Raw genomic sequence first — 24,284 nt, 5'->3', positions numbered from 1 at the left:
GGTTGCTGTCGAGTATCGGCGAGCCAAGTGCTGTCAAATCCCGTCCATATGGGTGGGATGGGGCCTGCAGATACGAGTGGCAGACGGGTGATAACTCGAAGAAAAGCACTGCTGAACACCATTGCCAGTGACCGCGACACCTTCCTTCAGCAGCCTTCAGCTTAGCGCCCCGGTTGCATCCTGCCGCCCAGCCACTTGCAACGAGCGAAGTAAGTCCCGTTTCTTCGCGCGATGCTCCCGCATGCGGCGCAGCACGTCATTGAGGGTTGTCACCGCCTTAAGAATGTATGGCCCCTTGTTGAGCATTACGCACTCAGCACGAACGCTCATGGCTGCATCGGTAATTTCTGAGCGCGCCGGCGCTCCCTTCTTAGCCAGGCTTTCAAGAACCTGGGTTGCCCATATCACTGGTACATGGGCTGCCTCACACAGGCACAGCATCTCTTCCTGAATTTCGGCCAAACGTTCGAAACCGGTCTCTACGGCCAGGTCGCCCCGGGCGATCATGACGCCAAATCGTGGCAATCGCATGCCGGCGAGCAGCATCTTGGGCAGGTTTTCGAATCCGGCACGGGTCTCGATTTTCAACACTACTCCAAGGTGCGTCGCGTCCAGTCGTTCCAAATGATCAATCAATTCAATCACGTCTTCGGCGCTGTTTGCGAACGACATCTGAACGATATCGGCGTGTTTCGCCGCAAACGCCAGTGTTTCAATATCGTCCTCGGTCGGTGCTCGGACTGGGAGGGCGTTGTCTGGGAAGTTGATGCCCTTGTCACTTGCCAGCTTGGCGCGGCCGCTTGCATGTGCGATTTGGGTAATGCGCAAGATCAGCGCATCGGCAGACGCTTTCTCCACCCGCGCCCCAATTTTGCCATCGTCGAACCAAACAGGGTCGCCCGCTGCGACCGCCGCCAATACGTGCGGTAGTGTGCAGCCTATCCTTGCGGTCTCGGCATTGTCGTTGCTCGGTGGATCGATAGGTTGGTCGTCAGCGGTCAGCGCCAACAGGTCGCCAACCCGCAGGGTCAAATGCTGCTCGCGCGGCGGCAAGCCAGTAACGCGCATTCGTCCCAGTGTCTTGCCTGCCCGACGCTGTTTGATCTGCCTGCCGTCTGTGAAGTAGGCCGTTTTCTTCAGCTCCGCCAGGCACCCCTCCTCATCAGACGCGATGACCTTCATCTTTCGTTTCGAGCCGCGCGCATCGCGTAACCTAAGCGTATCGCCAGCACGGACTGCCAGCGCTTTATCGCTTGTAACCATCAAGCATGGGTCGGTATCGGACTCGTTTATGGCTGCCGTCGCCCAGGTAATACGAACGTGGGCGGGGCTGATGACTTGCCCATAGCAATCACGCGTGGGCCGTACCTTTTTTACACCTGGCGCCGTTGCGATAGGGCCTGTGCGTAACTTGGGCCCAGCGAGATCGAGCGCTACCTTGCATTCGCGCCCAAGCGCTTTCTCCGCTGCACGAACATGCTCGATCATCGCACGCCAGCTGTCTGGGTCATCGTGTGCGCAGTTGATGCGCGCGCAATCCATGCCTTCCTTGATCAACGCTTCGATGAGGTCGCGGTTGTGCGCCGCTTCAGAGGGGAGGGTGACCATGATTCGAATCGAGCGCGTGCCACGGGCCTTTCCAAACAGCGCGTCGGCGTGAGCCGCCAATAGACGCTCACCCTCGTGGAGACCACGCTCAGGGGCCTTGGGCTCTTGGGTATTCGGCTCTTCGAGCCGCTGCAACACGCCCATCACCGATGTCACAGCTGCGAGTATTGCCGCCTCGGCGCGGCCCAAGGACGACAAACCGATCTCGGCAAGCTGCGCTTGTAACTCGCGCAGGTCATGGCGACGAAGACATAGGTACTGCAGCAGGTTCTCGGCGCTTTGCCTGTAGCACTCATGAACCTGGATATTTTTCAGCGATGCCAGGCAGGCGTCGCTCGTCATCTCGTTACGTAGCCGTTCGAGTTGCACGCGTAATGGATTGAAATGCAAGGCCGCAGAGGGCGGGGTCAGTGCCTTTTTCGACATCGAAATCTCCAGAGAGCCTGCGGCCCGACCGGCCGCTACCGGTATACACTGACCTGATGCAGGTTGGACCTGTTTCATGACAGCCGACCAGTGGGTCGTCCTAGAAAGCAGCACACGAGGTGTCGACCTGTAGCCGAGAGCATCTTGGCCTATGCAACGTTTCAGACAGCAGCGGAGTGACTGGGCCTAGAATCACTGTCGGTAGGGGTGACTTTGAGCTGGAGCTACGGGCGTCTCCAAACTGCTTGTGTCCCACGCAGAACGAGCCAAGCCAATAGCGCGGCCAGCACGTCATCAAAAACGATACCCAAGCCACCACCAATGGTTTCGACGAAATCAATGGGGGGCGGTTTGGTGATATCGAAAAGCCTATACAGTGCGAATCCCGCACCTAGTAGCCACCATCGATGGGTTGTGGCCACTCCCAAAAAAACCAGTGGAAAGGCGAAGTACTCGTCGGCAACGATCTGCGCGGCATCACCGCCTCCAAGCCAACGCGAGGCCCAGTGACACAGCGGAACGCCGACCGCCAGCAGCGCGGTGATGACCAGCAGTTGCCTTGTCAGCGCCTGCCCCCAGAGCCACCACGCCAGTGGTATCCCCAGCAGTGATCCGAAGGTTCCAGGCACCCAGGGTAAAGACCCCAGCCCGAAACCAGTGGCAATCAATAAAACGACTTGCTCAAAGATCAATTGTCGAACCTCTAGGGTGACCATTTGGCATTGCGCGAGAAAGGCCTCGCAACATCTGGCATGAAATCGATTCGACCGCTAGGTATCGAACATCGCTCAAAATGAGCGCTTTTTACTCCTGAGCTACAACTGACCTGATCCGGCGGTGTGGTCGGCTCGCCGGCTTATCACGACGTTGCGTCTGCTCGCGAGAAATGCGGTGCATAGATAATTAAGGACCTTCGGTGTTTGCAATTGACAAGCTATTGCTGCTGGCAGCAGTACTGATCCTGTTCGGTGTGCTCTCCAGCAAACTGTCGGCCCGTCTGGGGCTGCCGGTGCTCGTGTTGTTCCTGATCACCGGCATGCTTGCAGGTGAGAACGGTATCGGCGGGATCGTTTTTGATAATGCCGTTGCCGCGCATGCCCTCGGCACCCTGGCTTTGGCGCTTATCCTTTTTGACGGCGGCCTGCAAACGCCCGTTTCGTCCATAAGGAAGGTTTGGAAGCCAGCGTCTCTGCTGGCAACAGTTGGGGTACTCGCAACGGCCGCAATCGCGGGGCTCGCAGCTGCCTGGATGCTTGAGCTTCCAGTTCTGGAAGGCATGTTGCTGGGTGCGATCATCGGCTCGACCGATGCTGCAGCCGTATTTTCTCTCTTGCGAAACGCCGGAATTCACATCAATCAGCGGCTCAAGTCGGTGCTGGAGATTGAAAGCGCGTCCAACGACCCCATGGCCATCTTTCTGACGGTGGGCTTGTTGGAGGTGCTGGTTAACAGCATGCCGCTTGGCTGGGGTCTGCTTCAGATGTTTTTGATGCAGATGGGGATAGGTGCGCTGGTCGGGCTTGGTGTCGGATGGTCGATACTCAGGTTGCTGAGCAGGATAAAACTGGTCGCGACCGGCTTGTATCCGGTGCTTGTTGCGGCCGGCGGATTGCTCGCCTATGGAGTATCCGCGAATCTGGGCGGCAGCGGATTTCTGGCGATCTTCGTCGCTGGCGTGATGATCGGAAACCAGAAATTCGTTTTCCAGCGCAGCACCTTCCTGTTCATGGATGGCCTGGCATGGCTTAGCCAGATCACCATGTTCGTAGTCCTCGGCCTGCTCGTCGATCCGGTTTCGCTGCTCGATGTGTGGGTCGAGGGGTTGGTGATTGCACTGGTCCTGGTGTTGCTGGCCAGGCCGCTGGCCGTCGCACCAATGCTTGCGCTTTTTGGCTTCAATCTCAGGGAGACGGCACTCGTTTCCTGGGTAGGCCTACGTGGTTCGGTGCCGATCATCCTGGCAATCTTCCCGTTGCTTTTCGGACTGCCTAATGCGCCCCTGATCTTCAATGTTGTGTTCTTCGTAGTTCTGCTATCGGCGACGGTGCAGGGCTCTACGCTCCCGCTCGTCGCGCGCAAGCTGGGGCTGACGGAGAAGCCACCAGCGACGCCCGCCGCGACTCTCGAAATCTCGTCACTGCACGATGTCGACGCGGAAATCGTCGAATACACGCTCGGTAACGATGCGAGAGCCGCCGGCCGTTTGCTCTCGCAGATGGCGTTGCCCGAAGGCGTAGTCGTGGCGATGATCACGCGAGGGTCGGCCGTCATACCGCCTCGAGGGTCGACCAGGCTTGAAGCCGGTGATCATCTGTTTGTCGTCCTCAAGCCAAACAATCAGCCTTTCGTTGACTGCGTTTTTTCCCAGGCGGTAGAAGCGTCAAGAACCGATCTGCCAAACCTTGAACTCCGGCTCAAGGGCAGCACCAAGGTTGAAGATGTGTGGAATTCCTACGGTATCGACCTGGCAGCGGAAAAGGGGCAACCCCTGGATCAGTTGATAAAGGAGGCACTCGATGGCAGCGCTCGTCAGGGGGACGAATTGATGGCCGGATCAGTGCGGCTAATCGTTCGCGAGCAACTGCAAGGGCGCATCACGACGGTTGGAATCGAGGCGGTGCGGCGCTTGGGGTTATAGAACATCTCGATGTAATCGAACACATCACTGCGGGCTTCTTCGCGAGTGCCGTAGGTTTTCCGTCGGATGCGCTCCTGCTTCAGCAACTGGAAAAAGCTTTCCGCGACCGCGTTGTCGTGACAGTTACCGCGTCGACTCATGCTGCTGATTAGGTTGTCGGCCTTTAGGAAGCTCTGCCAGTCCGAGCTGCTGAACTGGCTGCCCTGGTCGGAGTGGATCATCACCTCCTGCCTGGGCTTGCGCCGCCAGACCGCCATCAACAACGCATCGATGGCCAGGTCGCTGCACATCCGTGGTTTCATCGACCAGCCGATCACCTGGCGCGAAAACAGATCCAGCACCACCGCCAAGTACAACCAGCCCTCATAGGTGCGGATGTAGGTGATGTCGGTGACCCAGACCTTGTTCGGCTCGCTGACCTTGAACTGCCGCTCCAGGCGGTTGGGCGAAGCCACCGTCGGCTTACCGCCGTAATAGCCGGGGCGCCGACGATAACCGGTCTGCGAACGCAGCCCCTCCACCCGCATTAGGCGAGCCACGCGGTGCCGGCCACAGGACTCGCCCAGCTCACGCAGGTCGTCGTGGATCTTACGGTAGCCGTAGACCCCGCCGCTTTCCAGCCAGGCATGCTTGATCAATCCGAGCAGGCGCTGATCTTCCTTCTCGCGTGCGGATTTCGGCTCGGCCAGCCAGGCGTAGTAACCGCTGGGATGTACCTGGAGGGTCTGGCAGAGACGCCGTACCGGGTACTCCACCGACAGCTTGCTGATGACGGCGTACTTCAGCCGGACTCCTTGGCAAAGTACGCGGCGGCCTTTTTTAGGATGTCTCGCTCTTCGGTCACCCGCTTGAGTTCCGCGCGCAAGCGACGCAGCTCGGCCTGTTGATCATCTACCTGCTGCCGCTGTGCTTGGGGCTTGCTGTAGCGCTTTACCCAGGCGTACAGGCTGTGCGCGGACACGCCTAGACGCTCCGCCACATCGGCAACGCGCAAACCGCGCTCGGTGACTTGCTTGACCGCTTCGATCTTGAATTCTTCGGGGTAACGCTGGTTGCTCATGGCACCTCCTGATGGGCCTCATTATGAGGCTTGGAGGTGTCTACGAAACCAGGGGCGATTCAATGATGGAACAGGCGACTTCCTCAATCGTCGGCCGGGCTCTGCCATTTCTATCGGATTGCTGCATAACGCAACGCCAGTGCTGGGCGTGGTTTACGCCCCCGTCACGCCTAGTGGTCCTGACTGCATAGCATGGGCTGAGGGTGCACCGGCTTTACTGCGTAATGGTCGTCCCGTGAATAATGACCTGCAATCTGCGATCTTGGCACCGGGGACAGCGGTAATGGTCAGTTATGGGGGCACCCAAAAAGCCAAGCAGAATGCTTTGCTTTGCCACCCGGCTATTTTCCACCCGATGCCAAGCATTGCTTACCGCCTTGCGCGTGTTGCCGCAGGCGATGGTGTTGCTGCCGTATCGCTCTACAGCGTTTCGCCCCATGACCTGGTTGCGGGTCATGCTTTGTTGCGGGCGGTCAATGGCGATATCTGGAATGAGAAAGGTGAGTCGGTGCGATACGCATCACCACAAGCATTCACTCGAAGTTTGAATTTCTGCTTCGGTGGCGCGCAGGCAGCGTGCTCAGAACTGCTTGGCCGGCCATGGCATTCGCTGAAAGGCAGTGGTTATGTGCTGTAGGTCGTGTATGCGAGGGTGGGTTATTCGTGGTGAGTTTTTCCTTCTGCCCAAGGAGATAGCATCTGTGGATAAGCCGGCCGAGGATCAAAGCGTCACAGCACTCAAAGGACTGATCAAAAAGCCCGAAAACCCGATATCTGTCGACTCGATGAATCCCCTTGGCGCGACGAAGCAAGACCGTCTTTCCCAAGTAGCAGTCATAGCCGAAGAAATTTTCGAAGACAAAGCCGTTGCAATCTCATGGATGACCACAGTTAACGATGCCTTGGGTGGGAAAATGCCGATATTCCTTTGCGATACCGAGATCGGCGCTCGCCAGGTGCTTAGGGAAATCCTGAAGAAGACTTCCCGTTTCTGGTGAAATACGCCGATCCCGTTGCCGGAGTTTCCCGATGAAGCAGATGACCTTTGCCGACGCCGAGTACGCCGGTAAGCGCAAGCAGACCCGTAAGGAGTTGTTCCTGATCGAGATGGATCAGGTGGTGCCGTGGACGGGTTTGGTTGCCCTGATCGAGCCGCACTACCCCAAGGGTGAAGGCGGCCGTCCGGCGTATCCGCTGATGGCGATGCTACGCGTACACCTGATGCAGAACTGGTTCGGCTACAGCGATCCGGCGATGGAGGAAGCGTTGTACGAGACCACGATCCTGCGCCAGTTTGCCGGGCTGAGCCTGGAACGCATTCCCGACGAAACCACCATCCTCAACTTCCGTCGCTTGCTGGAGAAACACGAATTGGCGGCTGGGATTCTGGCGGTGATCAATGGTTATCTGGGCGACCGCGGTTTGTCGTTACGCCAAGGCACTATCGTCGATGCCACGCTGATCCATGCGCCGAGTTCGACCAAGAATCAGGACGGTAAGCGCGACCCGGAAATGCACCAGACGAAGAAAGGAAACCAGTATTACTTCGGCATGAAGGCCCACATCGGCGCATGCCGAGTCCGGCCTGGTGCACAGCGTGGTAGGGACGGCAGCGAACGTTGCAGACGTTACCCAGGTCGACAAGCTGCTGCACGGTGAGGAAAACATGGTGGGTGCCGACGCGGGTTACACCGGCGTCGAGAAGCGCCCGGAACATGAAGGCCGGGAGGTGATCTGGCAGATCGCGGCCCGCCGCAGTACGTACAAGAAGCTGAGTAAGCGCAGCGCGCTGTACAAAGCCAAGCGCAAGATCGAGAAGGCCAAGGCCCAGGTGCGCGCCAAGGTCGAGCACCCGTTCCGGGTGATCAAGCGCCAGTTCGGTTATGTGAAGACACGCTTCCGTGGCCTGGCGAAGAACACGGCGCAGCTGGTGACATTGTTTGCCCTGTCGAACCTGTGGATGGCGCGCCGGCATTTGCTGACGAATGCAGGAGAGGTGCGCCTGTAATGTGGGAAATGGCCGCTGAGAGGTGTTCGCGGCGGCTAAAAACTCAGAAATGAGCGGATGACTTGATCGATTTTGGTCGAATCGCCGCTTCTAAAATTGGCAAGGGCAGAAGTCGGCCGGAAACACAGGGCTACTTCAGACCATCCCTAGAATAAATTGGCTCACGGCATAAATGCTAGTGTTGTCTTGAGATTCTGTTGCGCTTGGGGGAACTACGCCTTGTTCGAGTATCCGCTTCTTGCTGCCGGAATTTGAAGACCACGAGCAGCAGCCATCGAACAAAAATTTCTGCTGTTTTTCAGTGCAAGTGATGAGGTTAAGAGCACATCACACGTAAGCTCCGCTTAGCATTAATGTAATATAAGACTCAGCTTTGTGTAAGGTTGACACCTTTAAACTATCCAACATCAATGACCAAGAGGTGTTAACGATGAAAAAATTTGCGGCAGTTCTTGCTGTTGGCATAGCCGTAAGTTCCTCCTTCGCAATGGCTGAGGTTGATAGAAACTCAACGATGCAGCATGACTATGCTGCAGTCGAGGGTAGACAGGCTTTAAAGGTTCTTCTTGAAAGCGGTGATGTACTAAGTGTGACGCCAATGGGCGAAGATAGTATTCTAGGCTGGCCAAGCTATCGTGCGCAGCCATACGAAATCAAAATTCGTACTCCTGATGGAGTTGTCCACTCAGTGGAGTTCCGTAGCGCGCCAGTTGGCATCAATAACGGTTAATTATTTATAAGGGAATTAATACGATATAAGCCAATTGTATGATCGTTACGATTGGCTTATGACTGATTTTTCAAATGGCATTCTTTTTTTTGCACAAGAGTAACAATAGAAGCCAAGGCGTCATTTCAGTGGGTAGAGCGTAGGTGTCTTGCCACTGAATAAAAGCGCTTTCCTACCAAGTCCATAAGATACCATCTTGGCAGGAAAGCGGCTTGCTGGTTATACAGCCATACGTTCACATTCCTCAGCGCACTTCATACAGGCTTTCGCGCACTCTTGGCAGTGATCCATCTGATGCTTGGCACACTCTTCACCGCAGGCTCGGCAAATTTTTGCACACAATGCACAGAACTCTTTAGCCAACTCGCTCTGGCGACTCATGAGTCTGGCTGCCAGAGCACATATGTCAGCACAATCTCTGTCGAGCTCAATGCAACGGGCCATCGTTTGTACGTCGTCTTCAAGTAAACAGGCAGATGCGCATGCTTCGCAAACTAGAGCGCAGTTAGAACAAGCTTGAATGCAGCTATTGAACATTGTTTCAGTCATGACTTCCTCCAAAGTTCGTATTTTAGCGTATAGTCTTGAGCTGGCCTGAGGTGATCCTCTAGCAGCTCATAAATCCGACATATTCAGAGTTCGTCCGTTCCAATGGTTAACATTACAATCGTGTAAGGTCCCTTATGATCGCTATGCGGCTGATTTTAAAATATTTACCTTTATTCGATATTTTATTATTGGCGGGGAAATTCCATGTGAAAGCCCGTCACGCCGTCTAATGAGGTGCACCAGATTCTGCCTTTATGGGCCTCAACAATAGATCTGGTAATAGCCAAGCCGAGGCCAGCGTTGCTTGGACTACCCTCGCGCCGGGCAGGATCGACCCGATAGAAGCGATAAAAGAGCTTGTCCAGGTGCTCGGGCTCGATCGTCCCTCCGGGATTCTCGACGCTGAGGGTTACCGTTCTTTCCGCCTCGTGAATCGTTACAGAAATAGTTTCCCCTACCGGGGTGTAACGCAGCGCGTTGGATAACAAATTGGAGACCGCTCTATCAATCATTAATTTATCTCCCAGCACATTTCCTGCGCCTGAGACTGAGAGACGGATATCGCGTTCGTCAGCCACTAAGTGGTAATACGCAAGCAGTTTAGCAACGACATCAGCTAGTTCGATAGACGCTTGTTCGGGAATAATCAAGCCGTTGTCGGATTTGGCCAAAAAGAGCATGTCGTCAATAATGCGTGACATACGCTTCAACTCCTCTAGATTGGAGTAAAGATTCTCCTCATAAGCATCAATATTCCGCTTTTTGGTCAGCACCACCTCGGTGTGGGTCATGAGGTTGCTAACAGGGGTTCGCAGTTCATGAGCAATGTCCGCCGAGAAATTGGAAAGCCGAACAAAGGCATCTTCCAAGCGATCTAACATCGCATTGAAGGACAGAACCAATTGCTGTAACTCAAGCGGTATCGGTTCAAGCGGCATTCGTTCCTGCAACGACCTTGCTGACATCGATGCGGCGAGATGGGTAACTTGCCTCAGAGGCCTGAGACCGCTTCTAACTACCATCCAGCCAAGCGCAGCACTAATTAGAGCGCTGACGCTTAATCCAACGCCGAACCAACGCTGCAAAGTCTGAAAGAAATGCGCGTGGTTAGTGACATCAAGAATCAACAGTGCTGTAAGTGGTTCGGGCTGGTCTGCTACCGAGATTCGGGCAGTCAATCCTCTATACAGGCGGCCGGCATATTTCCATTCCCACATATTCTGCTGTTCTGCGTCCCTATAGCTTTCCGGGACGTCGACTGTCTTGGGATCAGAAAAGAGCACTCTGCCATCTTCGCTCAAGATGGTCGCCGCTAAATCATGATGGGCACCTAGCAGAGCTCGCAACTGCGGTAGCTCCTCAGCAAGGTTTGCGCTGCTGCGTACGTTATTGAAAATTTTCTTGGTCGATTCGAGCTTCTCCACCAAGGCCTGCCGATCCAACACTTCGAAGTGATGCTGGCTAAGCAAATTGAAGCTCAGCCCAGCTATGGTGAGAACTACAACCACCACAGACATGAACATGACACTCATTCGGGCGGTCAGCGAAAGGTGACGCAGTCTCACTCCGGTGCATCCATCATATAGCCCATGCCACGCACGGTATGGATCAGTTTGTGCTCGAAGTCGTCGTCGACTTTTGCGCGCAGACGGCGTACCGCGACCTCGATAACGTTGGTGTCGCTGTCGAAGTTCATATCCCATACCTGAGATGCAATCAGAGACTTCGGAAGCACCTCGCCGCGTCGGCGCATCAACAATTCCAGCAGTGAAAATTCCTTCGCCGTCAGATCAATTCGCTTCCCAGCACGAACGGCGCGGCGCTTTAGCAGGTCCACTTCGAGATCTGAAATTTTCACGGTGGTTTGGGTGGGGGAGCCGCTGCCCCTGCGAAGCAATGTCCGGACCCTTGCCAGAAGTTCGGAGAACGCGAACGGCTTAATCAGGTAGTCGTCCGCGCCCAGCTCCAGGCCTTTGACGCGGTCTTCCACGCCATCACGTGCGGTCAAGAACAGTACGGGTATTTCGTGCCCTGCTGATCTGACCATGCGTAGCACCTCCCATCCATCTAACCCTGGCATCATCACGTCAAGGATTAAAAGGTCATAAACCTCACTCAGCGCATATTGGAGCGCATCTGTGCCAGTCGTGACCCGGTCGACGGTAAATCCAGCTTCGGTAAGTCCTTGTTGCAGGTAAGAACCAGTTTTGGGTTCGTCTTCAGCGACCAGTAATTTCATGCAGGCAGATTCCGAAAGTTTGTTTCGACTCAGTGTGCAGGTTAACGAGGCCGCCATCTAGAAGCTTACAAAAATGTAACGTACAAATCAGCTCGCTGACAGGCGGAGGTGATAGTGTTTCACATAAGTCGGAATCTATGTTCGAGCAAAATATGAGCAGTGACTCTAAGAATGCTAGCAGCTGGTTTTTCCAGGCCTTCCACATTGCTCCCTTGGCCTAATGGCGCCTCAACGGCGCCTTTTTTTTGGTGATCTGATCAGGCGGGCGAGCCTTACAGATAGTAATTTAAGTGTGCGCACCTCTGAACTTTAAGTGAATTAATTCATTCCTCTGCACGGAGTTTCTTTCAATGCTTAGATTGGGCGCGACATCCATCAGTCGGCTATCAAGCAAGGAGGGTCGGCAAGGTGAGGATCCGTTAATCTCCTTAGTTGGCATGCTATATCTATCGGGACGAGCGGCTCATGCTGACGCAACGTACTAAAAATACCAGCACTGGAGGTCACTGCCGTGTATCACCGCCATCTTCATCGGAATAATGAAATATCTTTTTGGAAGACTAGACCCGGCGTAGCGCTCTTAATGCTGGCAATAATCGGTTTTTTCTACTTGGCACGCGAGCATTACGGTCATCTCTTGCAGGGACTGCCATACATAATCTTGCTGCTTTGCCCGTTGCTCCATTTGTTTGGTCACAACCATGGTGGCCATTCCAATCCCACCCGTGTCTCCAAGGACAAAGATAGGAAGTAAATGGCATGCACAATTCTTCCAGCAACCACGACCGGCATCAGGCTAACCATTCGCACGATCAAAACGGTAAACAGTACGACCCGGTGTGTGGAATGGCGGTCAAGCCAGATAGTCCTCATCACGAGACCTTCGAAGGAAAGACTTATCGCTTTTGCAGCGCAAGGTGTCAGGAGAAATTCCAGGCTGCCCCTCAGCGGTTCGCAAGCGGCCGGCCGCATGAGCAGCATCAAGATGTAGCTCAAGCGCCGTCCGGACCTAGCACCGAATACATCTGTCCGATGCATCCGGAGATTCGCCAGGCAGGACCAGGAAGCTGCCCAATCTGCGGTATGGCATTGGAGCCTGTCATTCCGGAACTAGACGAAGAAGAGAACCCGGAGCTTAAGGACTTCTCTCGGCGCTTCTGGTGGACCCTGCCGTTGACGGTGATCGTCACCGTGCTGGCCATGGGTGGGCATTCCCTGAACCTGTTCCACGGCACCACGCAGAACTGGGTCGAGCTCGTACTGACCACTCCGGTAGTGCTTTGGGCTGGCTGGCCATTCTTCGAGCGCTGCGTACGCTCGTTCGTGCTGCGCAGTCCGAACATGTGGACGCTGATCGGCCTCGGCACCGCCGCCGCCTACCTGTACAGCGTCGTTGCCACTCTGGCGCCAGGCGTGTTTCCTGCCGACTTTGTACAAGACGGGCGCATCGGCGTGTACTTCGAGGCGGCGGCGGTGATCATCTCACTGACTCTGCTCGGCCAGCTCCTCGAGCTGAAGGCACGCTCGCAGACCTCGGCGGCGATCAAGTCACTACTCGGCCTGGCGCCGAAGACCGCGCGACGCATCAATCCCGACGGTACAGAGGACGACATTCCGCTCACCCATGTTCATGCGGGCGATAGGCTACGCGTACGCCCTGGAGAGAAGGTGCCAGTCGACGGTCTGGTGCTGGAAGGCGAAAGCGCGGTGGACGAGTCAATGCTGACAGGCGAGCCGGTGCCGATCATGAAGCACGTCGGTGACAGTCTCATCGGTGCCACCCTTAACGCCCACGGCAGTCTGGTGATGCAGGCGCAGAAGGTCGGCAGCTCGACCATGCTTGCGCAGATCGTGCAGATGGTTGCCCAGGCGCAGCGCTCCAAAGCACCGATGCAGCGACTGGCTGATGTTATTGCTGGTTACTTTGTGATGGTGGTGATCGCTATCGCCATACTAACCTTCCTTGTCTGGGGGCTTTGGGGTCCGGAGCCGAGCTGGGTCTTCGGTTTGATCAACGCGGTGGCGGTGCTGATCATTGCCTGCCCGTGCGCCCTGGGCCTGGCCACGCCAATGTCGGTAATGGTCGCAACCGGCAAGGCGGCCGGCAGCGGCGTACTGTTCCGCGATGCGGGCGCCATCGAAAATTTGCGCAAGATTGACACGCTGATCGTCGACAAGACGGGCACCCTGACTGAAGGTCGCCCGGCCTTTCACAGTGTAGAGGCGGCGCCTGGTTTCACTCCGGATGAGGTGCTGCGCCTGGCAGCGAGCCTCGATCAGGGCAGCGAACATCCCCTGGCCCACGCCATCGTCGACCATGCCCGCGCGCACGGCCTGGCACTGAGCACGGCCGAGACATTCGAATCAGCCTCCGGCATCGGCGTACGTGGCCAGGTTGATGACCACCACCTGCAACTGGGCAACACCGCGCTGATGAATGATGCCGGCGTGGATGCCAGCTCCCTCAGTGCGCGGGCCGAACAGTTGCGCGGCGAAGGCGTGAGCATCATGTTCCTGGCGGTGGACGGCGTCCTGGCTGGTCTGCTGGCAGTGGCTGATCCGATCAAACCGACGTCGAAACTGGCGGTAGAGCGCCTGCAGGCAGACGGCGTGCGGGTGATCATGGCCACCGGTGATGGCCTGACTACTGCTCGCGCAGTGGCCCGCGAGCTAGGCATCGAAGAGGTGCACGGCGAGGTCAAACCACAGGACAAGGAACGCTTGGCCGCCGCCCTGCAACAAGAAGGGCACCGCGTGGCCATGGCCGGCGACGGCATCAACGACGCCCCAGCCCTGGCGCGCGCCGATATCGGCATTGCCATGGGCACCGGCACCGACGTGGCGATGAACAGCGCTCAAGTCACGCTGGTCAAGGGCGACCTGCTGGGCATCTTGCGCGCAAGGAGCCTGTCAGTGGCCACCGTGCGCAATATGCACCAGAACCTGACCTTTGCTTTTCTCTATAACGCTCTGGGCATCCCGCTGGCCGCAGGCCTGCTCTACCCGCTGACCGGCCTGCTGCTGTCGCCGATTATCGCCGCGCTGGCGATGAGCCTGAGTTCGGCCTCAGTGGTGTTTAACGCGTTGAGGCTGCGCAAGGTATCGATCGATTGAAACGCTTGACCTTGCCGCTCTGGCAAGGTTGAACATCTGCTCAACCATTACGGTGACTTCCCAGGAGATTCTCATGAGCACCATTGAACTGAACGTCGAAGGCATGAGCTGCGGCTCGTGCGTCAAGCATGTCACCGAGGCGCTCAACACTGTCGAGGGCGTCACCAAGGTGGATGTCGATTTGCAAGCCGCCAGGGTGCGGGTTAGCGGCCAGAGCGACAGCCAAGTGCTGATTGCTTCCCTGACTGATGCGGGATATCCCGCGCAGCTGGCCAGTCCGGCAGCCGGGACGAACAACATGAAAAAGACGGGTTGCGGTGGCAGCGGTGGCTGCGGCTGCAACTGAAAACGAGAGGCAAACAAGGTTCTTATATGTCTAGAAAACTGCGTATATCAGCCCTTGCGGCGCTGCTGGTAAGTGGGGCGATCCATGCCGCTGAACCCTTGATCATCGATGTACACCGAGACGCCAACTGTGGTTGCTGCAAGGACTGGATCTCCTATCTGGAGGACAACGGCTTTGCGGTCCGCGACCATGTTGAACGCAACATGCGTTCGGTGAAGCAAGACCTAGGAGTGGAGCCGCGTCTGGCGTCCTGTCACACCGGTGTGATCAACGGCAAGTTCGTTGAAGGCCACGTGCCGGTGGCGCAGATACTCGAATTGCGCAAGCGTTCCGACCTGCTAGGTATTGCCGTGCCCGGCATGCCGGCTGGATCGCCCGGTATGGAGCACGGTGATGCCAAACATGCCTACGAGGTAATCGGGCTTACCCGTTCAGGGCAGGATGAGGTCCTCGCCAAGTACCCGTAAATTCAGGCTCCGTGCCGCTGACCGGCTTTCCCAGGCGGGTGGCAGCAAAGAGAACGCGGGGGTGATCACTGGATGATCGCAGCGATCACCCCGTCCGGCTCGCTTGCTCAGGACAGTTTCCTGACTTGCGAGGCGGAATTATGTCCGGAGCCTTTCGTTAACTCTTGTTCCGCGAGATACCCATGTTCCGCCTTTTGCTGTGCCTGCTTTTACTGATCCCACTGCCGGTCAGTGCTGGGATTTTTGATCTGCCTCGCTCACAGCCGGCCCTGTTCAACGCCCCCCAGAATAACAGCCAGGACTTCCTGCCGGTGGATCTGGCCTTTGGCCTTGATCTGATAGAAGCCGACACCGACAGTATTCGCCTGCGGTTCATAAATGCCGATGGCTATTACCTCTACAAACATCGTTTCGCCTTCAACAGCGACCATCCGCAAGTAACAATCGGCACCCCGCAATGGCCTGCAGCCGAACCGAAAACCGATGAGTATTTCGGCGATGTCGAGGTGTTCTACGGCATTACGGACTTAGAACTACCGATTGATAACCCTCAGAACAGGCCGTTCACCCTGCAGGTGAGCTACCAGGGCTGCGCCGATCTGGGACTGTGCTACCCACCTGAAATGCGCACTTTTCAGATCGGTAACTCGCCCCCGGTATCGCCTGCGCAACCGGAAACGACCTTGGACTGGGGAAGTCTGGCACTGTTCTTTCTGGCCGGTTTGGGGCTGACTTTCACTCCCTGCGTGCTGCCGATGCTGCCCATCCTTTCCGGCGTAGTGCTGCGTGGACAACTCGGTGGGCTACGAGGTTTTCGCCTGTCGCTTGCCTACGTACTTCCCATGGCTGCCTGCTTCGCACTGCTCGGAGCGCTGATGGGCATGTTCGGAGCTGGCCTCAACCTGCAGGCGCGCCTGCAGTCACCGTGGCTACTGGTGCCCTTTGCGCTGTTCTTTTCGGTATTTGCCCTGGCCATGTTCGGGGTGTTCGAGTTGCGTATGCCGCGCTTTATTACCGAACGAATGGATCGCCTGGCCAGCCGAACCCGCGGGGGTTCAATGATAGGGGCCGCAACGCTAGGCGTGCTGTCAAGCCTGCTTGTATCACCCTGCGTGACAGCACCACTGGTCGGTGCGCTGCTGTACATCAGCGCCACCGGCGATGCCCTGGGCGGCGGGCTGAAGCTGTTTTCGCTGGGTCTGGGCATGGGGGCGCCGTTGGTGTTGTTCGCCACTGGTGGCGCCGCCTTGTTGCCCAAGTCCGGGACCTGGATGGTCGGCGTACGCAAGGTTTTCGGTCTGATGTTGCTGGGTGTCTCTGTATGGCTGCTGGAGCGTGTGTTACCAGCTCCCGTGACGCTGGCCTTGTGGGGCCTGTTGGCGGTTGGCACTGCGTTGTGGCTGGGCGCCCTGGAATTTATTCCTAAGCCCGGCAAGCAGAAGCTTGCCCAGTTGCTTGGTGTGGCCTTGCTGGTTTACGGCATCAGCAGTTGGGTGGGCGCTTTGCAAGGTCAAACCGACCCGCTGCGCCCACTGGGTCGCCTGGACGCCCAAGGCTTGCCTCAAATCGGCGCAACCGTCGGCTGGCAGACCCTGGACACCCCAGCAGCCCTGGATGCGGCACTGTTGTCAGCGAAAACTGCCGGCCAACCTTTGCTGCTGGACTGGTACGCCGACTGGTGCATCAGTTGCAAAGTAATCGAACGAGAAGTACTCGAAGTGTCCTCTGTGCGCGAACAGCTGGCTGATTACCGGCTGGTGCGCTTCGATATGACGCGTAGCGATGCCGAGCAACGCGCGCTGCTTGATCGCTACCAGCTGTTTGGCCCGCCGGCACTGCAATTGTTTGCCCCCAGTGGTGATGAGTGGCAGGACCTTCGCACGGTTGGTGAAACCGACGCCGAGAGTTTTCTGGAACGACTGCGTCAAGCCGACGACCGAATGTAAAGCATGCAACCTGGTCGCTCCCGGAAGTCGACGTCAGCTGGCAGATCGCAGCCCGCCGCAGCATGTACTTGCGGCGGCTGAAAGCTAAGACGTGGGCAGATGACTTGATCGTTTTTACCGATGCTCCACTTTCAAAATCCGTGACGGCTGAAGTCAGCCATTTGTTGAACAGCCACACCGGAACTTAACAGTCAGAAAAACTAGAACCTGACAGAACTGTAATGTTTCGCTAAGGCCTGTGACAGGATGCCGCGGTTAAGTTGGCGTCGTGCCTGAAGAACAAAGCACTCCGTTCAAACGGAAACCGAATTAACGGGTATTTCGAGGGGGATCGAACAATGCCCCTGTTTTCATGCGTTGCCGAGTACTCCGACTTGGCAGGGGCGAATGTGTCAGTTGGCATATGGGGCACCTGAGTGGCGGTTTGAGAATCTGTCGCCTCCAAGCAGCATAAGCCGAGGCGCCTGTTGCAAATTGCGACGCCAAATAAGCTGAGCTTACCAACTGCTGAAGAGGCGCTGCTCGCTGGAACGAGTTCACACAACAGTGGGAAAGGTTGAAGGTGGAATCTCGATAGTGGGGCAGTCAACGAACCCGAGACCGGATTGCTCACCACCGGCTCATCTGATTAATGGACATAACGGGATGCAAAGCAAAACCACAAGGCGCACTTTCATCAAGGGGCTAGCCGCCACCAGTATTCTCGGCGGCTTAGGCATGTGGCGTATGCCGGTCTGGGCCGTGACCAGTCCCGGTCAGGCCAACGTGCTGGCCGGTACCGATTTTGATCTGTTCATCGGTGAAACCCCGGTAAATATTACTGGCGCGGCTCGTACCGCGATGACCATCAATGGCTCACTTCCGGGGCCGACCCTGCGGTGGCGGGAAGGCGATACCGTGACTCTGCGCGTTCGTAATCGTCTGCAGGAAGATACCTCGATTCACTGGCACGGCATCATCCTGCCGGCGAACATGGATGGCGTACCTGGCCTGAGTTTCCACGGCATCGCCCCCGATGGCATGTATGAGTACAAATTCAAGGTTAACCAGAACGGCACCTATTGGTACCACAGTCACTCGGGACTGCAGGAGCAGGCTGGCGTCTATGGTGCTCTGGTGATCGATGCCAAAGAGCCGGAGCCGTTCAGCTACGACCGTGACTACGTCGTGCTACTAAGTGACTGGACTGACGAAGATCCGGAACGGGTTCTGGCCAAGCTCAAAAAGCAATCGGATTACTACAACTTCCACAAACGTACTGTCGGCGACTTCGTCGATGACGTGAGCGAGATGGGGTGGTCCGCAGCGATCGCTGATCGGAAGATGTGGGCCGAGATGAAAATGAGCCCGACTGATCTTGCCGATGTCAGTGGCTATACCTACACCTACTTGATGAATGGCCAGGCGCCGGATAACAACTGGACTGGTATTTTCAAGCCGGGTGAGAAAATCCGTCTGCGCTTCATCAATGCATCGGCCATGACCTATTTCGATGTCCGCATCCCCGGTCTAAAGATGACGGTGGTGGCGGCCGATGGGCAGTACGTCAAACCTGTTAGCGTCGATGAGTTCCGTATTACTGCGGCTGAAACCTTCGATGTAATAGTCGAGCCCGATAGCGAGCAGGCCTACACCATCTTCGCGCAGTCCATGGACCGCACTGGCTATTCACGCGGCACCCTGGCCGTTCGCGAAGGGCTGAGCGCGCCTGTTCCTGAAGTTGATCCTCGCCCGTTGATCTCCATGAGCGATATGGGAATGGATCACGGCAGCATGGAGGGAATGGATCATGGCTCCATGCAGGGCGGCATGGCAGGCATGGATCATAGCAAGATGGCAGGTATGGACCACGACAGCATGGCTGGCATGGATCATTCAGCGATGGCAGGCATGGGTGGAGCGATGCAGCCCCATCCGGCCTCCGAAACCAATAACCCTCTGGTCGACATGCAGACCATGACGCCAACTCCCAAGCTGAATGACCCGGGAATCGGGCTTCGCAACAACGGTCGCCGTGTGCTGACTTACTCAGATCTGCACAGCACCTTCCTCGATCCGGATGGGCGCGAGCCGAGCCGTACCATCGAGTTGCACCTCACAGGTCACATGGAGAAATTCTCTTGGTCATTCGATGGCATTGAGTTCTCTGATGCGGAACCGTTGCGATTGAAGTATGGCGAGCGTGTTCGTATCACCTTAGTCAACGACACCATGATGACCCACCCCATCCACCTTCATGGCATGTGGAGCGATCTGGAGGATGAGAACGGCAACTTCCTAGTTCGCAAACACACCATTGATGTACCACCAGGCTCGAAGCGCAGCTATCGCGTAACCGCAGATGCGCTAGGGCGCTGGGCCTATCACTGCCACCTGCTGCTCCACATGGAAATGGGCATGTTCCGTGAAGTTCGTGTGGATGAGTAAAGGAGATATCTAATGAGCAATTCCCCGAAACGAAACCACCTGTTCTGCAGTGCCGCAATGTTGAGCCTTTTGGCTGCCCTGTATATCCCAGTGTCGCTGGCCGAAGAAAATCACAGCGATCACGGACGGCACGCCGTTGACTCTTCCAAAGCTGCAAGTGAGAAGCAGCCTCCTCAGGTGCGAGGCCAGGGCCCCGCCAATCAGCAAATGGATCACGGCTCGATGAATCACGGCTCGATGGACCATGACGGCATGGACCACCAAAAAATGACCGGTGAGCATGGCAGCGACCATGCCGAGGCAGATTCGAACCATGACCATTAAGCTTTCACGTCCATCGCTCATTGCGCTGGCGGTGTCAATGAGCGCACTGAGTAGCGGCTTTACCTTTGCCGCAGAAGAGATGGATCACTCGACTATGGACCACGGCTCCATGCCGATGGACCATAGCAAGATGAACCACGGGGCTGCTCAGGTGCAGATGGGGGGCATGGATCATAGCCAGATGCCCGAGGGCCAGAATTCGCAGGATGGGACTCCTGCTATGGACCACAGCAAGATGAATCATGAGGCCATGCAAGGCCAGATGGGCAGTATGGATCACTCCCAGATGAACCATGGCCAAAATCAGAGTAAAGCTGCGGCTATGGACCATAGCAAGATGGGCCACGGCGCCATGCAAGAGCAAATGAAAGGGATGGATCACAGCAACATGGATCACTCCCAAATGAACCATAGCTCCGCTGATACCCCGAGAACCACCAGTCGTACACCGATCCCCGTCCTCACGGATGCTGATCGCCAAGCGGCCTTCGCGCCTCTGCCTGGACACACAGTGCACGATAGCGGCATCAACAGCTTCTTTCTGCTCGATCAGCTTGAATATCAGGACGCTGATGAGGGCAGCACCCTGGCCTGGGATGCCTCAGGCTGGGTGGGAGGCGATATCAATCGGGTCTGGTTTCGTTCCGAGGGAGAGCGTACTAACGGCGTAACCGAGGATGCCGAGCTGCAGCTGTTGTATGGGCGCTCGGTCGGCCCCTGGTGGGACGTCGTTGCTGGCGTTCGCCAAGACTTCAAACCCGAGTCTCCACAGACCTGGGCTGCCTTTGGTGTGCAAGGCATGGCGCTTTACGCTTTTGAAGCCGAGGCCACAGCCTTCGTCGGCGAAAACGGCCAGACTGCGGCGCGTCTTGAGGGCGACTATGACATCTTGCTTACCAATCGGCTGATCCTCCAGCCAACTGCGGAAGCCAATTTCTACGGTAAGAATGATTCTGAAAGAGGAGTGGGCTCGGGCCTGGCGAATACCGAACTGGGTTTGCGCCTGCGCTACGAAATCGTTCGCGAGTTTGCGCCCTACATCGGGATTTCTTGGAGTCGCTCATACGGTAATACCGCAGACATGCTGCGCGACGAAGGAGAAGATGTTGAAGAGGCGCGCTTTGTCGCCGGCATTCGAATGTGGTTTTAGAGCCTGATATGAAAAAAACAATTACAACCCTGGTGGTAGCAGGCGCTGTCGGTAGTGCAGCAATATTAGCCGGAGCCTATTCCGGCTTGATCAACGTTGGTGCTGACGATCCTCATTACCCAGCCGTGCATGCGTTCCTTTCAATGGCGCGTGATCGCTCTATCGAAGCGCGGTCCAAGGACATTGAGATTCCCAATCTAGATGACGAGGCTCTCATTCGTGGCGGGGCCGGGAACTACAACGCCATGTGCGTTGGGTGCCATCTGGCGCCCGGTGTCGAACAAACAGAGCTGAGTCAGGCGCTGTATCCAGCCCCGCCTAACCTGGCCAAGATCGGCATTGACGCAGGCCCTGCATCCGCCTTCTGGGTCATTAAGCATGGAATCAAAGCAACAGGCATGCCGGCCTGGGGTAAGAGTATGGGCGACGAATATATCTGGGGCATGGTTGCCTTCATCAGCCAGTTGCCCAAGATCGACGCTACGCAATACCAAGCGCTCGTCGCTGCGAGTGGCGGTCACCAGCATGGTGGCGGTGAGAGCCAGACGCACAATCATGAAAGCTTGGATGGCAGCAATTCTGACCATCATGGCAATGCTGCCGCTGGAGGAGAGTCTGGACGTCGCGGTATAGCGGCTGCAGACCACCACGGCGGCTCAGCTCCAGAGGCCGATCACCATTCTTCGAGCAGTAACGGCGATGATCACCATGGTGGAAGTAACTCCAGCACGAAAGGCAGTAGCGCCAGCGACCATCATGGCGAGCCGGCGTCCAACGCTCACACTCATGCGGATGGCAAAGAGCACGTACATGACAGCTAAAAGCAACGGGGCACGTTTGGTGGTCAAGCAGTAGTTGAGCTTTTACCGCGACGAGCGTCTTGCTACACCGCCGTCATCGCGGGTTAGTTCGTGTGCTGGCCGCTCAGGTCAGCGAACTCAATAAGCGCAATGACCTCGTCGGGATCGCGTGACGCTTGAAGGAAAAACGGGCCGGGGCGAGAAAGTTGCTCGATACGTTTTTTCAGTTAGCCCTCTCTAGATCATTGATCAGGAACTTCATCTCAGAGATCTCTCGGCGCTGAGCCTCAATGATTTGATCTGCCAGCTTGCGAACGCGCGGGTCTGAAATCTGAGCGCGCTCACTTGTCATGATGGCTATGGAATGGTGAGGAATCATGGCCTTCATATAGTCCGTATCGTCGACAGTTGCCTGGCTACGAACAAGCCACAGGGCAATAGCAAAGGAAGCTGCTCCGCCGGCGAATATCGCTATGTTCATGGGCTTTTTCTTGTACATATTGAGCATGAAGGCGAGCATGACTATCGCCATGACAGCTCCCATTACTAACGCCATCCAAGCACGGGTCTCACTCCATAGAACATGCTCAAAAGCGTAAGTATTCAAATACATAACGCCGTACATGATGACGGTTGATGTGGCCACCATCGCAGCGAAACGCCAATAAGACATTTTCATATCAACTCCTCATGGTGATGTGCTGCCACAGTATTGCATTGACTAAAGTCTGCGTATTTTTCGATCATGCCGGGCAGTTGCGTTACTAATACTGTGAGAGCTCAGATTTGATAATCAGCCCTCGGTGTTACCTAAGAACGGACAAGCCGGGAGGCTGTGAGGTTTCGATTTTTTTAAAAAGCTTACAAAAATGTAATCTGCACCGAGTTTACTCGCTCTCGGGTTTGCGCAGCGCTGCTCCAAGTAGAAGTGACCATGCGCCAGTCTGGCTGCGTGACGCGCTTCCGTGATTTGGTGAGGAACACGGCGCGCCTGGTGACGCTGTACGACCTGTCGAACTGTGGATGTCTCCTCGATATTCGCTGTCGAATGTAGAAGAGGTAAGCCTTTAAGGGGTAAGGAGCGACATCGAGATCCTTGCGGTAACCAGTAATTGCGATTTGTGGAAGATCAGGTCGTTCAGACCTGTTTCCAGTTTCCAAAGCGCAGGAGCTGAACGTTTGTTGGCTGTCACTGAGGTTACGCCAATGTAATTTTAGGGACAGCATCCCGTAAGTATTCACCCGCCACACTCAAATCAGGCCCCAACACTGAGGAAAGCACAATGAAAAGCATGCAAAAGCTCGTTATCGCCCTTGTTCTAACCGCTACATCTCCTTTTCTCATCGCTGCAAATAAAGGCGATCAACCCATGAGACACGACCATACTGTTGGCGATGGTCATGAAGTGATGGTCAATCTGCTAAAAACCGGGCAAGTGCTAAGCGTGACCCCAATGGGTAATTCACCAGTGTCCGGAAGTGATGTAAGAACGTATGAGATTAAAATTAAAACCCCTGACGGAGTCGTCCATTCGGTCGAATTTCTCGGTGCCCCAGTAGGCGTTAAAAACGGCTGATACCACTTTAACGGACACCTCCGCGATATTAATACGATTATGGTTGTTGCAGGTATCAGCACTTACCCTGCAACAATCATCGATGCTTAGGCTTCCCTTTGCTAAGGGAACCCTAGACGTGCAGTTTATACTTGGGATGTTTGAGACAGAAAGCGAGCAATAGTTTTTTAAACGCAAATCGGGGAAGAGGGATAAATGATGAACCAAATTAGTAAAGCACTGGTGACGATTTCGCTAATTTCGGCAGCTTTCGCAGCCGTCGCCGGCACGGAACAAGAAAGTGCTATGCGGCACGATCACACTGTTGGGGATGGTCACCAAGTAATGCTGGATCTGCTGAAGCGCGGCGAGGTGGTGAGTGTGGCCCCTATGAATAAAGAGCGTTCGGATAATAAAGCTATAAATAACACACTTAAGGGAAATGTTAGGCCATATGAAATAAAAATTCGTACTCCAGACGGGCGACTTCACGCGGTAGAGTTCCGCGGAATGCCAGCCAAAATAAACAACCGCTCACATGGTAATAAATGACAAGAAAGTTATTTCTGAGTAGCTGCCACAGGGGTAAGCCGGATCATAACGTCTCCTTACACGGGAGGAGGATCCTGACAGCGTGTCATGCAACAATGGGCTGAGTCGGCCTTCTCGGCTCAGCTCAAAGCAACATGAGCGAGTGATTTAATTTTTCCACAGCACATACAATTTTTACATTCAGTTGGCGTCTACTTCACCAGTTGAGCGAATGTCTGTGGGGGACCCAGTGGTGCTGCTACGAAATCACTACAGTCGCTGTGGAAAACCACCAGTCCGCTCTGATATGCCGCCGATCGCGATCGCGTTCTCTGCCGCGAATATGAGGCCCTGACCAAAAGTGT

22 protein-coding genes and 1 pseudogene are annotated in these 24,284 nt (G+C 55.9%); 16 read left to right on the top strand and 7 right to left on the bottom strand.

What is annotated here, in order from left to right:
- Positions 1 to 156: 156 nt before the first annotated feature.
- A complete protein-coding gene (locus NAO55_RS07600; RefSeq protein ID WP_011914445.1) occupies positions 157 to 2,034 on the bottom strand; it encodes a pyruvate kinase in 1,878 nt (625 codons plus the stop codon).
- 224 nt (positions 2,035 to 2,258) lie between these two features.
- Positions 2,259 to 2,750, bottom strand: a complete 492-nt coding sequence (locus NAO55_RS07595; RefSeq protein WP_011914444.1) for a phosphatidylglycerophosphatase A family protein — start codon at positions 2,748 to 2,750, stop codon at positions 2,259 to 2,261.
- Between the two features lie 200 nt (positions 2,751 to 2,950).
- On the opposite strand from NAO55_RS07595, the gene NAO55_RS07590 reads away from it, so the two are divergent.
- On the top strand, positions 2,951 to 4,672 hold the full coding sequence (locus NAO55_RS07590; protein ID WP_020307703.1) for a potassium/proton antiporter: 1,722 nt from the start codon (positions 2,951 to 2,953) through the stop codon (positions 4,670 to 4,672).
- Here NAO55_RS07590 and NAO55_RS07585 read toward each other — a convergent pair.
- A protein-coding gene (locus NAO55_RS07585; protein WP_230387492.1) for an IS3 family transposase occupies positions 4,564 to 5,732 on the bottom strand; the annotation gives its coding sequence in 2 pieces (ribosomal slippage) (positions 4,564 to 5,495 and positions 5,495 to 5,732; 1,170 coding nt in all). The two genes, NAO55_RS07590 and NAO55_RS07585, sit on opposite strands and share 109 nt — an antisense overlap.
- On the opposite strand from NAO55_RS07585, the gene NAO55_RS07580 reads away from it, so the two are divergent.
- From NAO55_RS07580 to NAO55_RS07565, 4 genes and pseudogenes are all read left to right on the top strand, one after another.
- Positions 5,731 to 6,369: an inositol monophosphatase family protein gene (locus NAO55_RS07580; protein ID WP_011914442.1), complete on the top strand. Its 639-nt coding sequence runs from the start codon at positions 5,731 to 5,733 to the stop codon at positions 6,367 to 6,369. The two genes, NAO55_RS07585 and NAO55_RS07580, sit on opposite strands and share 2 nt — an antisense overlap.
- Positions 6,370 to 6,433: 64 nt before the next feature.
- Positions 6,434 to 6,730 (top strand): MbcA/ParS/Xre antitoxin family protein, encoded by a 297-nt coding sequence (locus NAO55_RS07575; RefSeq protein ID WP_041755728.1) that lies wholly within the window; start codon positions 6,434 to 6,436, stop codon positions 6,728 to 6,730.
- A 31-nt stretch (positions 6,731 to 6,761) separates the two neighbouring features.
- Positions 6,762 to 7,740, top strand: a pseudogene (locus NAO55_RS07570) (IS5 family transposase).
- Between the two features lie 430 nt (positions 7,741 to 8,170).
- Positions 8,171 to 8,470 carry a hypothetical protein gene (locus NAO55_RS07565; RefSeq protein WP_085987739.1) on the top strand — a complete coding sequence of 100 codons (300 nt, stop codon included), beginning with the start codon at positions 8,171 to 8,173 and terminating at the stop codon, positions 8,468 to 8,470.
- A gap of 219 nt (positions 8,471 to 8,689) precedes the next feature.
- Here the strand turns inward: NAO55_RS07565 and NAO55_RS07560 are convergent, their stop codons facing one another.
- From NAO55_RS07560 to NAO55_RS07550, 3 genes are all read right to left on the bottom strand, one after another.
- Positions 8,690 to 9,019, bottom strand: a complete 330-nt coding sequence (locus tag NAO55_RS07560; protein WP_024162553.1) for a four-helix bundle copper-binding protein — start codon at positions 9,017 to 9,019, stop codon at positions 8,690 to 8,692.
- 185 nt (positions 9,020 to 9,204) lie between these two features.
- Positions 9,205 to 10,584: a heavy metal sensor histidine kinase gene (locus NAO55_RS07555; RefSeq protein ID WP_031323825.1), complete on the bottom strand. Its 1,380-nt coding sequence runs from the start codon at positions 10,582 to 10,584 to the stop codon at positions 9,205 to 9,207.
- Positions 10,581 to 11,258 carry a heavy metal response regulator transcription factor gene (locus NAO55_RS07550; RefSeq protein ID WP_003292145.1) on the bottom strand — a complete coding sequence of 226 codons (678 nt, stop codon included), beginning with the start codon at positions 11,256 to 11,258 and terminating at the stop codon, positions 10,581 to 10,583. The genes NAO55_RS07555 and NAO55_RS07550 overlap by 4 nt, the downstream gene beginning before the upstream one ends.
- 583 nt (positions 11,259 to 11,841) lie before the next feature.
- Here NAO55_RS07550 and NAO55_RS07545 point away from each other — a divergent pair.
- The 9 genes from NAO55_RS07545 to NAO55_RS07505 all read left to right on the top strand — a co-directional run bounded on the left by NAO55_RS07545 (position 11,842) and on the right by NAO55_RS07505 (position 21,853).
- The gene (locus NAO55_RS07545) at positions 11,842 to 12,012 is read left to right on the top strand and encodes a DUF2933 domain-containing protein (RefSeq protein ID WP_080505060.1); all 171 of its coding nucleotides are present in this window, start codon (positions 11,842 to 11,844) and stop codon (positions 12,010 to 12,012) included.
- A 5-nt stretch (positions 12,013 to 12,017) separates the two neighbouring features.
- Positions 12,018 to 14,372 (top strand): heavy metal translocating P-type ATPase, encoded by a 2,355-nt coding sequence (locus tag NAO55_RS07540; RefSeq protein WP_011914430.1) that lies wholly within the window; start codon positions 12,018 to 12,020, stop codon positions 14,370 to 14,372.
- Between the two features lie 73 nt (positions 14,373 to 14,445).
- Complete coding sequence (locus NAO55_RS07535) at positions 14,446 to 14,718, top strand: heavy-metal-associated domain-containing protein (RefSeq protein ID WP_003292143.1); 273 nt, start codon at positions 14,446 to 14,448, stop codon at positions 14,716 to 14,718.
- A 26-nt stretch (positions 14,719 to 14,744) separates the two neighbouring features.
- Positions 14,745 to 15,185, top strand: coding sequence for a DUF411 domain-containing protein (locus tag NAO55_RS07530; protein WP_014597615.1), 441 nt, complete (start codon positions 14,745 to 14,747; stop codon positions 15,183 to 15,185).
- A 182-nt stretch (positions 15,186 to 15,367) separates the two neighbouring features.
- On the top strand, positions 15,368 to 17,131 hold the full coding sequence (locus NAO55_RS07525) for a protein-disulfide reductase DsbD (RefSeq protein WP_102838569.1): 1,764 nt from the start codon (positions 15,368 to 15,370) through the stop codon (positions 17,129 to 17,131).
- Between the two features lie 645 nt (positions 17,132 to 17,776).
- Positions 17,777 to 19,558 carry a copper resistance system multicopper oxidase gene (locus NAO55_RS07520; protein ID WP_014597614.1) on the top strand — a complete coding sequence of 594 codons (1,782 nt, stop codon included), beginning with the start codon at positions 17,777 to 17,779 and terminating at the stop codon, positions 19,556 to 19,558.
- Positions 19,559 to 19,570: 12 nt separating this feature from the next.
- Positions 19,571 to 19,882 (top strand): hypothetical protein, encoded by a 312-nt coding sequence (locus tag NAO55_RS07515; RefSeq protein WP_003298487.1) that lies wholly within the window; start codon positions 19,571 to 19,573, stop codon positions 19,880 to 19,882.
- The gene (locus NAO55_RS07510) at positions 19,872 to 21,032 is read left to right on the top strand and encodes a copper resistance protein B (RefSeq protein WP_003292138.1); all 1,161 of its coding nucleotides are present in this window, start codon (positions 19,872 to 19,874) and stop codon (positions 21,030 to 21,032) included. Before NAO55_RS07515 ends, NAO55_RS07510 begins: the two co-directional genes overlap by 11 nt.
- 8 nt (positions 21,033 to 21,040) lie before the next feature.
- On the top strand, positions 21,041 to 21,853 hold the full coding sequence (locus NAO55_RS07505) for a c-type cytochrome (RefSeq protein ID WP_014597611.1): 813 nt from the start codon (positions 21,041 to 21,043) through the stop codon (positions 21,851 to 21,853).
- A gap of 202 nt (positions 21,854 to 22,055) precedes the next feature.
- Here NAO55_RS07505 and NAO55_RS07500 read toward each other — a convergent pair whose 3' ends face one another.
- The gene (locus NAO55_RS07500) at positions 22,056 to 22,511 is read right to left on the bottom strand and encodes a DUF305 domain-containing protein (protein ID WP_003292136.1); all 456 of its coding nucleotides are present in this window, start codon (positions 22,509 to 22,511) and stop codon (positions 22,056 to 22,058) included.
- Positions 22,512 to 23,115: 604 nt separating this feature from the next.
- On the opposite strand from NAO55_RS07500, the gene NAO55_RS07495 reads away from it, so the two are divergent.
- The gene (locus NAO55_RS07495) at positions 23,116 to 23,409 is read left to right on the top strand and encodes a hypothetical protein (RefSeq protein WP_011914423.1); all 294 of its coding nucleotides are present in this window, start codon (positions 23,116 to 23,118) and stop codon (positions 23,407 to 23,409) included.
- 195 nt (positions 23,410 to 23,604) lie between these two features.
- Positions 23,605 to 23,940, top strand: coding sequence for a hypothetical protein (locus tag NAO55_RS07490; RefSeq protein WP_011914422.1), 336 nt, complete (start codon positions 23,605 to 23,607; stop codon positions 23,938 to 23,940).
- Positions 23,941 to 24,284: the final 344 nt, after the last annotated feature.

This window comes from Stutzerimonas frequens (assembly GCF_024448335.1).
Lineage (GTDB): Bacteria > Pseudomonadota > Gammaproteobacteria > Pseudomonadales > Pseudomonadaceae > Stutzerimonas > Stutzerimonas frequens.
Note: the sequence above shows the minus strand (reverse complement) of the source record. Positions and strands in the feature narration are given on the sequence as shown.

What these genes read in the sequence shown, in the direction of transcription:
- NAO55_RS07600 (WP_011914445.1), bottom strand. Translation starts at nt 2,034, where the DNA reads ATGTCGAAAAAGGCACTGACCCCGCCCTCTGCGGCCTTGCATTTCAAT.
- NAO55_RS07595 (WP_011914444.1), bottom strand. Translation starts at nt 2,750, where the DNA reads ATGGTCACCCTAGAGGTTCGACAATTGATCTTTGAGCAAGTCGTTTTA.
- NAO55_RS07580 (WP_011914442.1), top strand. Translation starts at nt 5,731, where the DNA reads ATGGCACCTCCTGATGGGCCTCATTATGAGGCTTGGAGGTGTCTACGA.
- NAO55_RS07565 (WP_085987739.1), top strand. Translation starts at nt 8,171, where the DNA reads ATGAAAAAATTTGCGGCAGTTCTTGCTGTTGGCATAGCCGTAAGTTCC.
- NAO55_RS07560 (WP_024162553.1), bottom strand. Translation starts at nt 9,019, where the DNA reads ATGACTGAAACAATGTTCAATAGCTGCATTCAAGCTTGTTCTAACTGC.
- NAO55_RS07550 (WP_003292145.1), bottom strand. Translation starts at nt 11,258, where the DNA reads ATGAAATTACTGGTCGCTGAAGACGAACCCAAAACTGGTTCTTACCTG.
- NAO55_RS07545 (WP_080505060.1), top strand. Translation starts at nt 11,842, where the DNA reads ATGCTGGCAATAATCGGTTTTTTCTACTTGGCACGCGAGCATTACGGT.
- NAO55_RS07540 (WP_011914430.1), top strand. Translation starts at nt 12,018, where the DNA reads ATGCACAATTCTTCCAGCAACCACGACCGGCATCAGGCTAACCATTCG.
- NAO55_RS07535 (WP_003292143.1), top strand. Translation starts at nt 14,446, where the DNA reads ATGAGCACCATTGAACTGAACGTCGAAGGCATGAGCTGCGGCTCGTGC.
- NAO55_RS07530 (WP_014597615.1), top strand. Translation starts at nt 14,745, where the DNA reads ATGTCTAGAAAACTGCGTATATCAGCCCTTGCGGCGCTGCTGGTAAGT.
- NAO55_RS07525 (WP_102838569.1), top strand. Translation starts at nt 15,368, where the DNA reads ATGTTCCGCCTTTTGCTGTGCCTGCTTTTACTGATCCCACTGCCGGTC.
- NAO55_RS07520 (WP_014597614.1), top strand. Translation starts at nt 17,777, where the DNA reads ATGCAAAGCAAAACCACAAGGCGCACTTTCATCAAGGGGCTAGCCGCC.
- NAO55_RS07515 (WP_003298487.1), top strand. Translation starts at nt 19,571, where the DNA reads ATGAGCAATTCCCCGAAACGAAACCACCTGTTCTGCAGTGCCGCAATG.
- NAO55_RS07510 (WP_003292138.1), top strand. Translation starts at nt 19,872, where the DNA reads ATGACCATTAAGCTTTCACGTCCATCGCTCATTGCGCTGGCGGTGTCA.
- NAO55_RS07505 (WP_014597611.1), top strand. Translation starts at nt 21,041, where the DNA reads ATGAAAAAAACAATTACAACCCTGGTGGTAGCAGGCGCTGTCGGTAGT.
- NAO55_RS07500 (WP_003292136.1), bottom strand. Translation starts at nt 22,511, where the DNA reads ATGAAAATGTCTTATTGGCGTTTCGCTGCGATGGTGGCCACATCAACC.
- NAO55_RS07495 (WP_011914423.1), top strand. Translation starts at nt 23,116, where the DNA reads ATGAAAAGCATGCAAAAGCTCGTTATCGCCCTTGTTCTAACCGCTACA.
- NAO55_RS07490 (WP_011914422.1), top strand. Translation starts at nt 23,605, where the DNA reads ATGATGAACCAAATTAGTAAAGCACTGGTGACGATTTCGCTAATTTCG.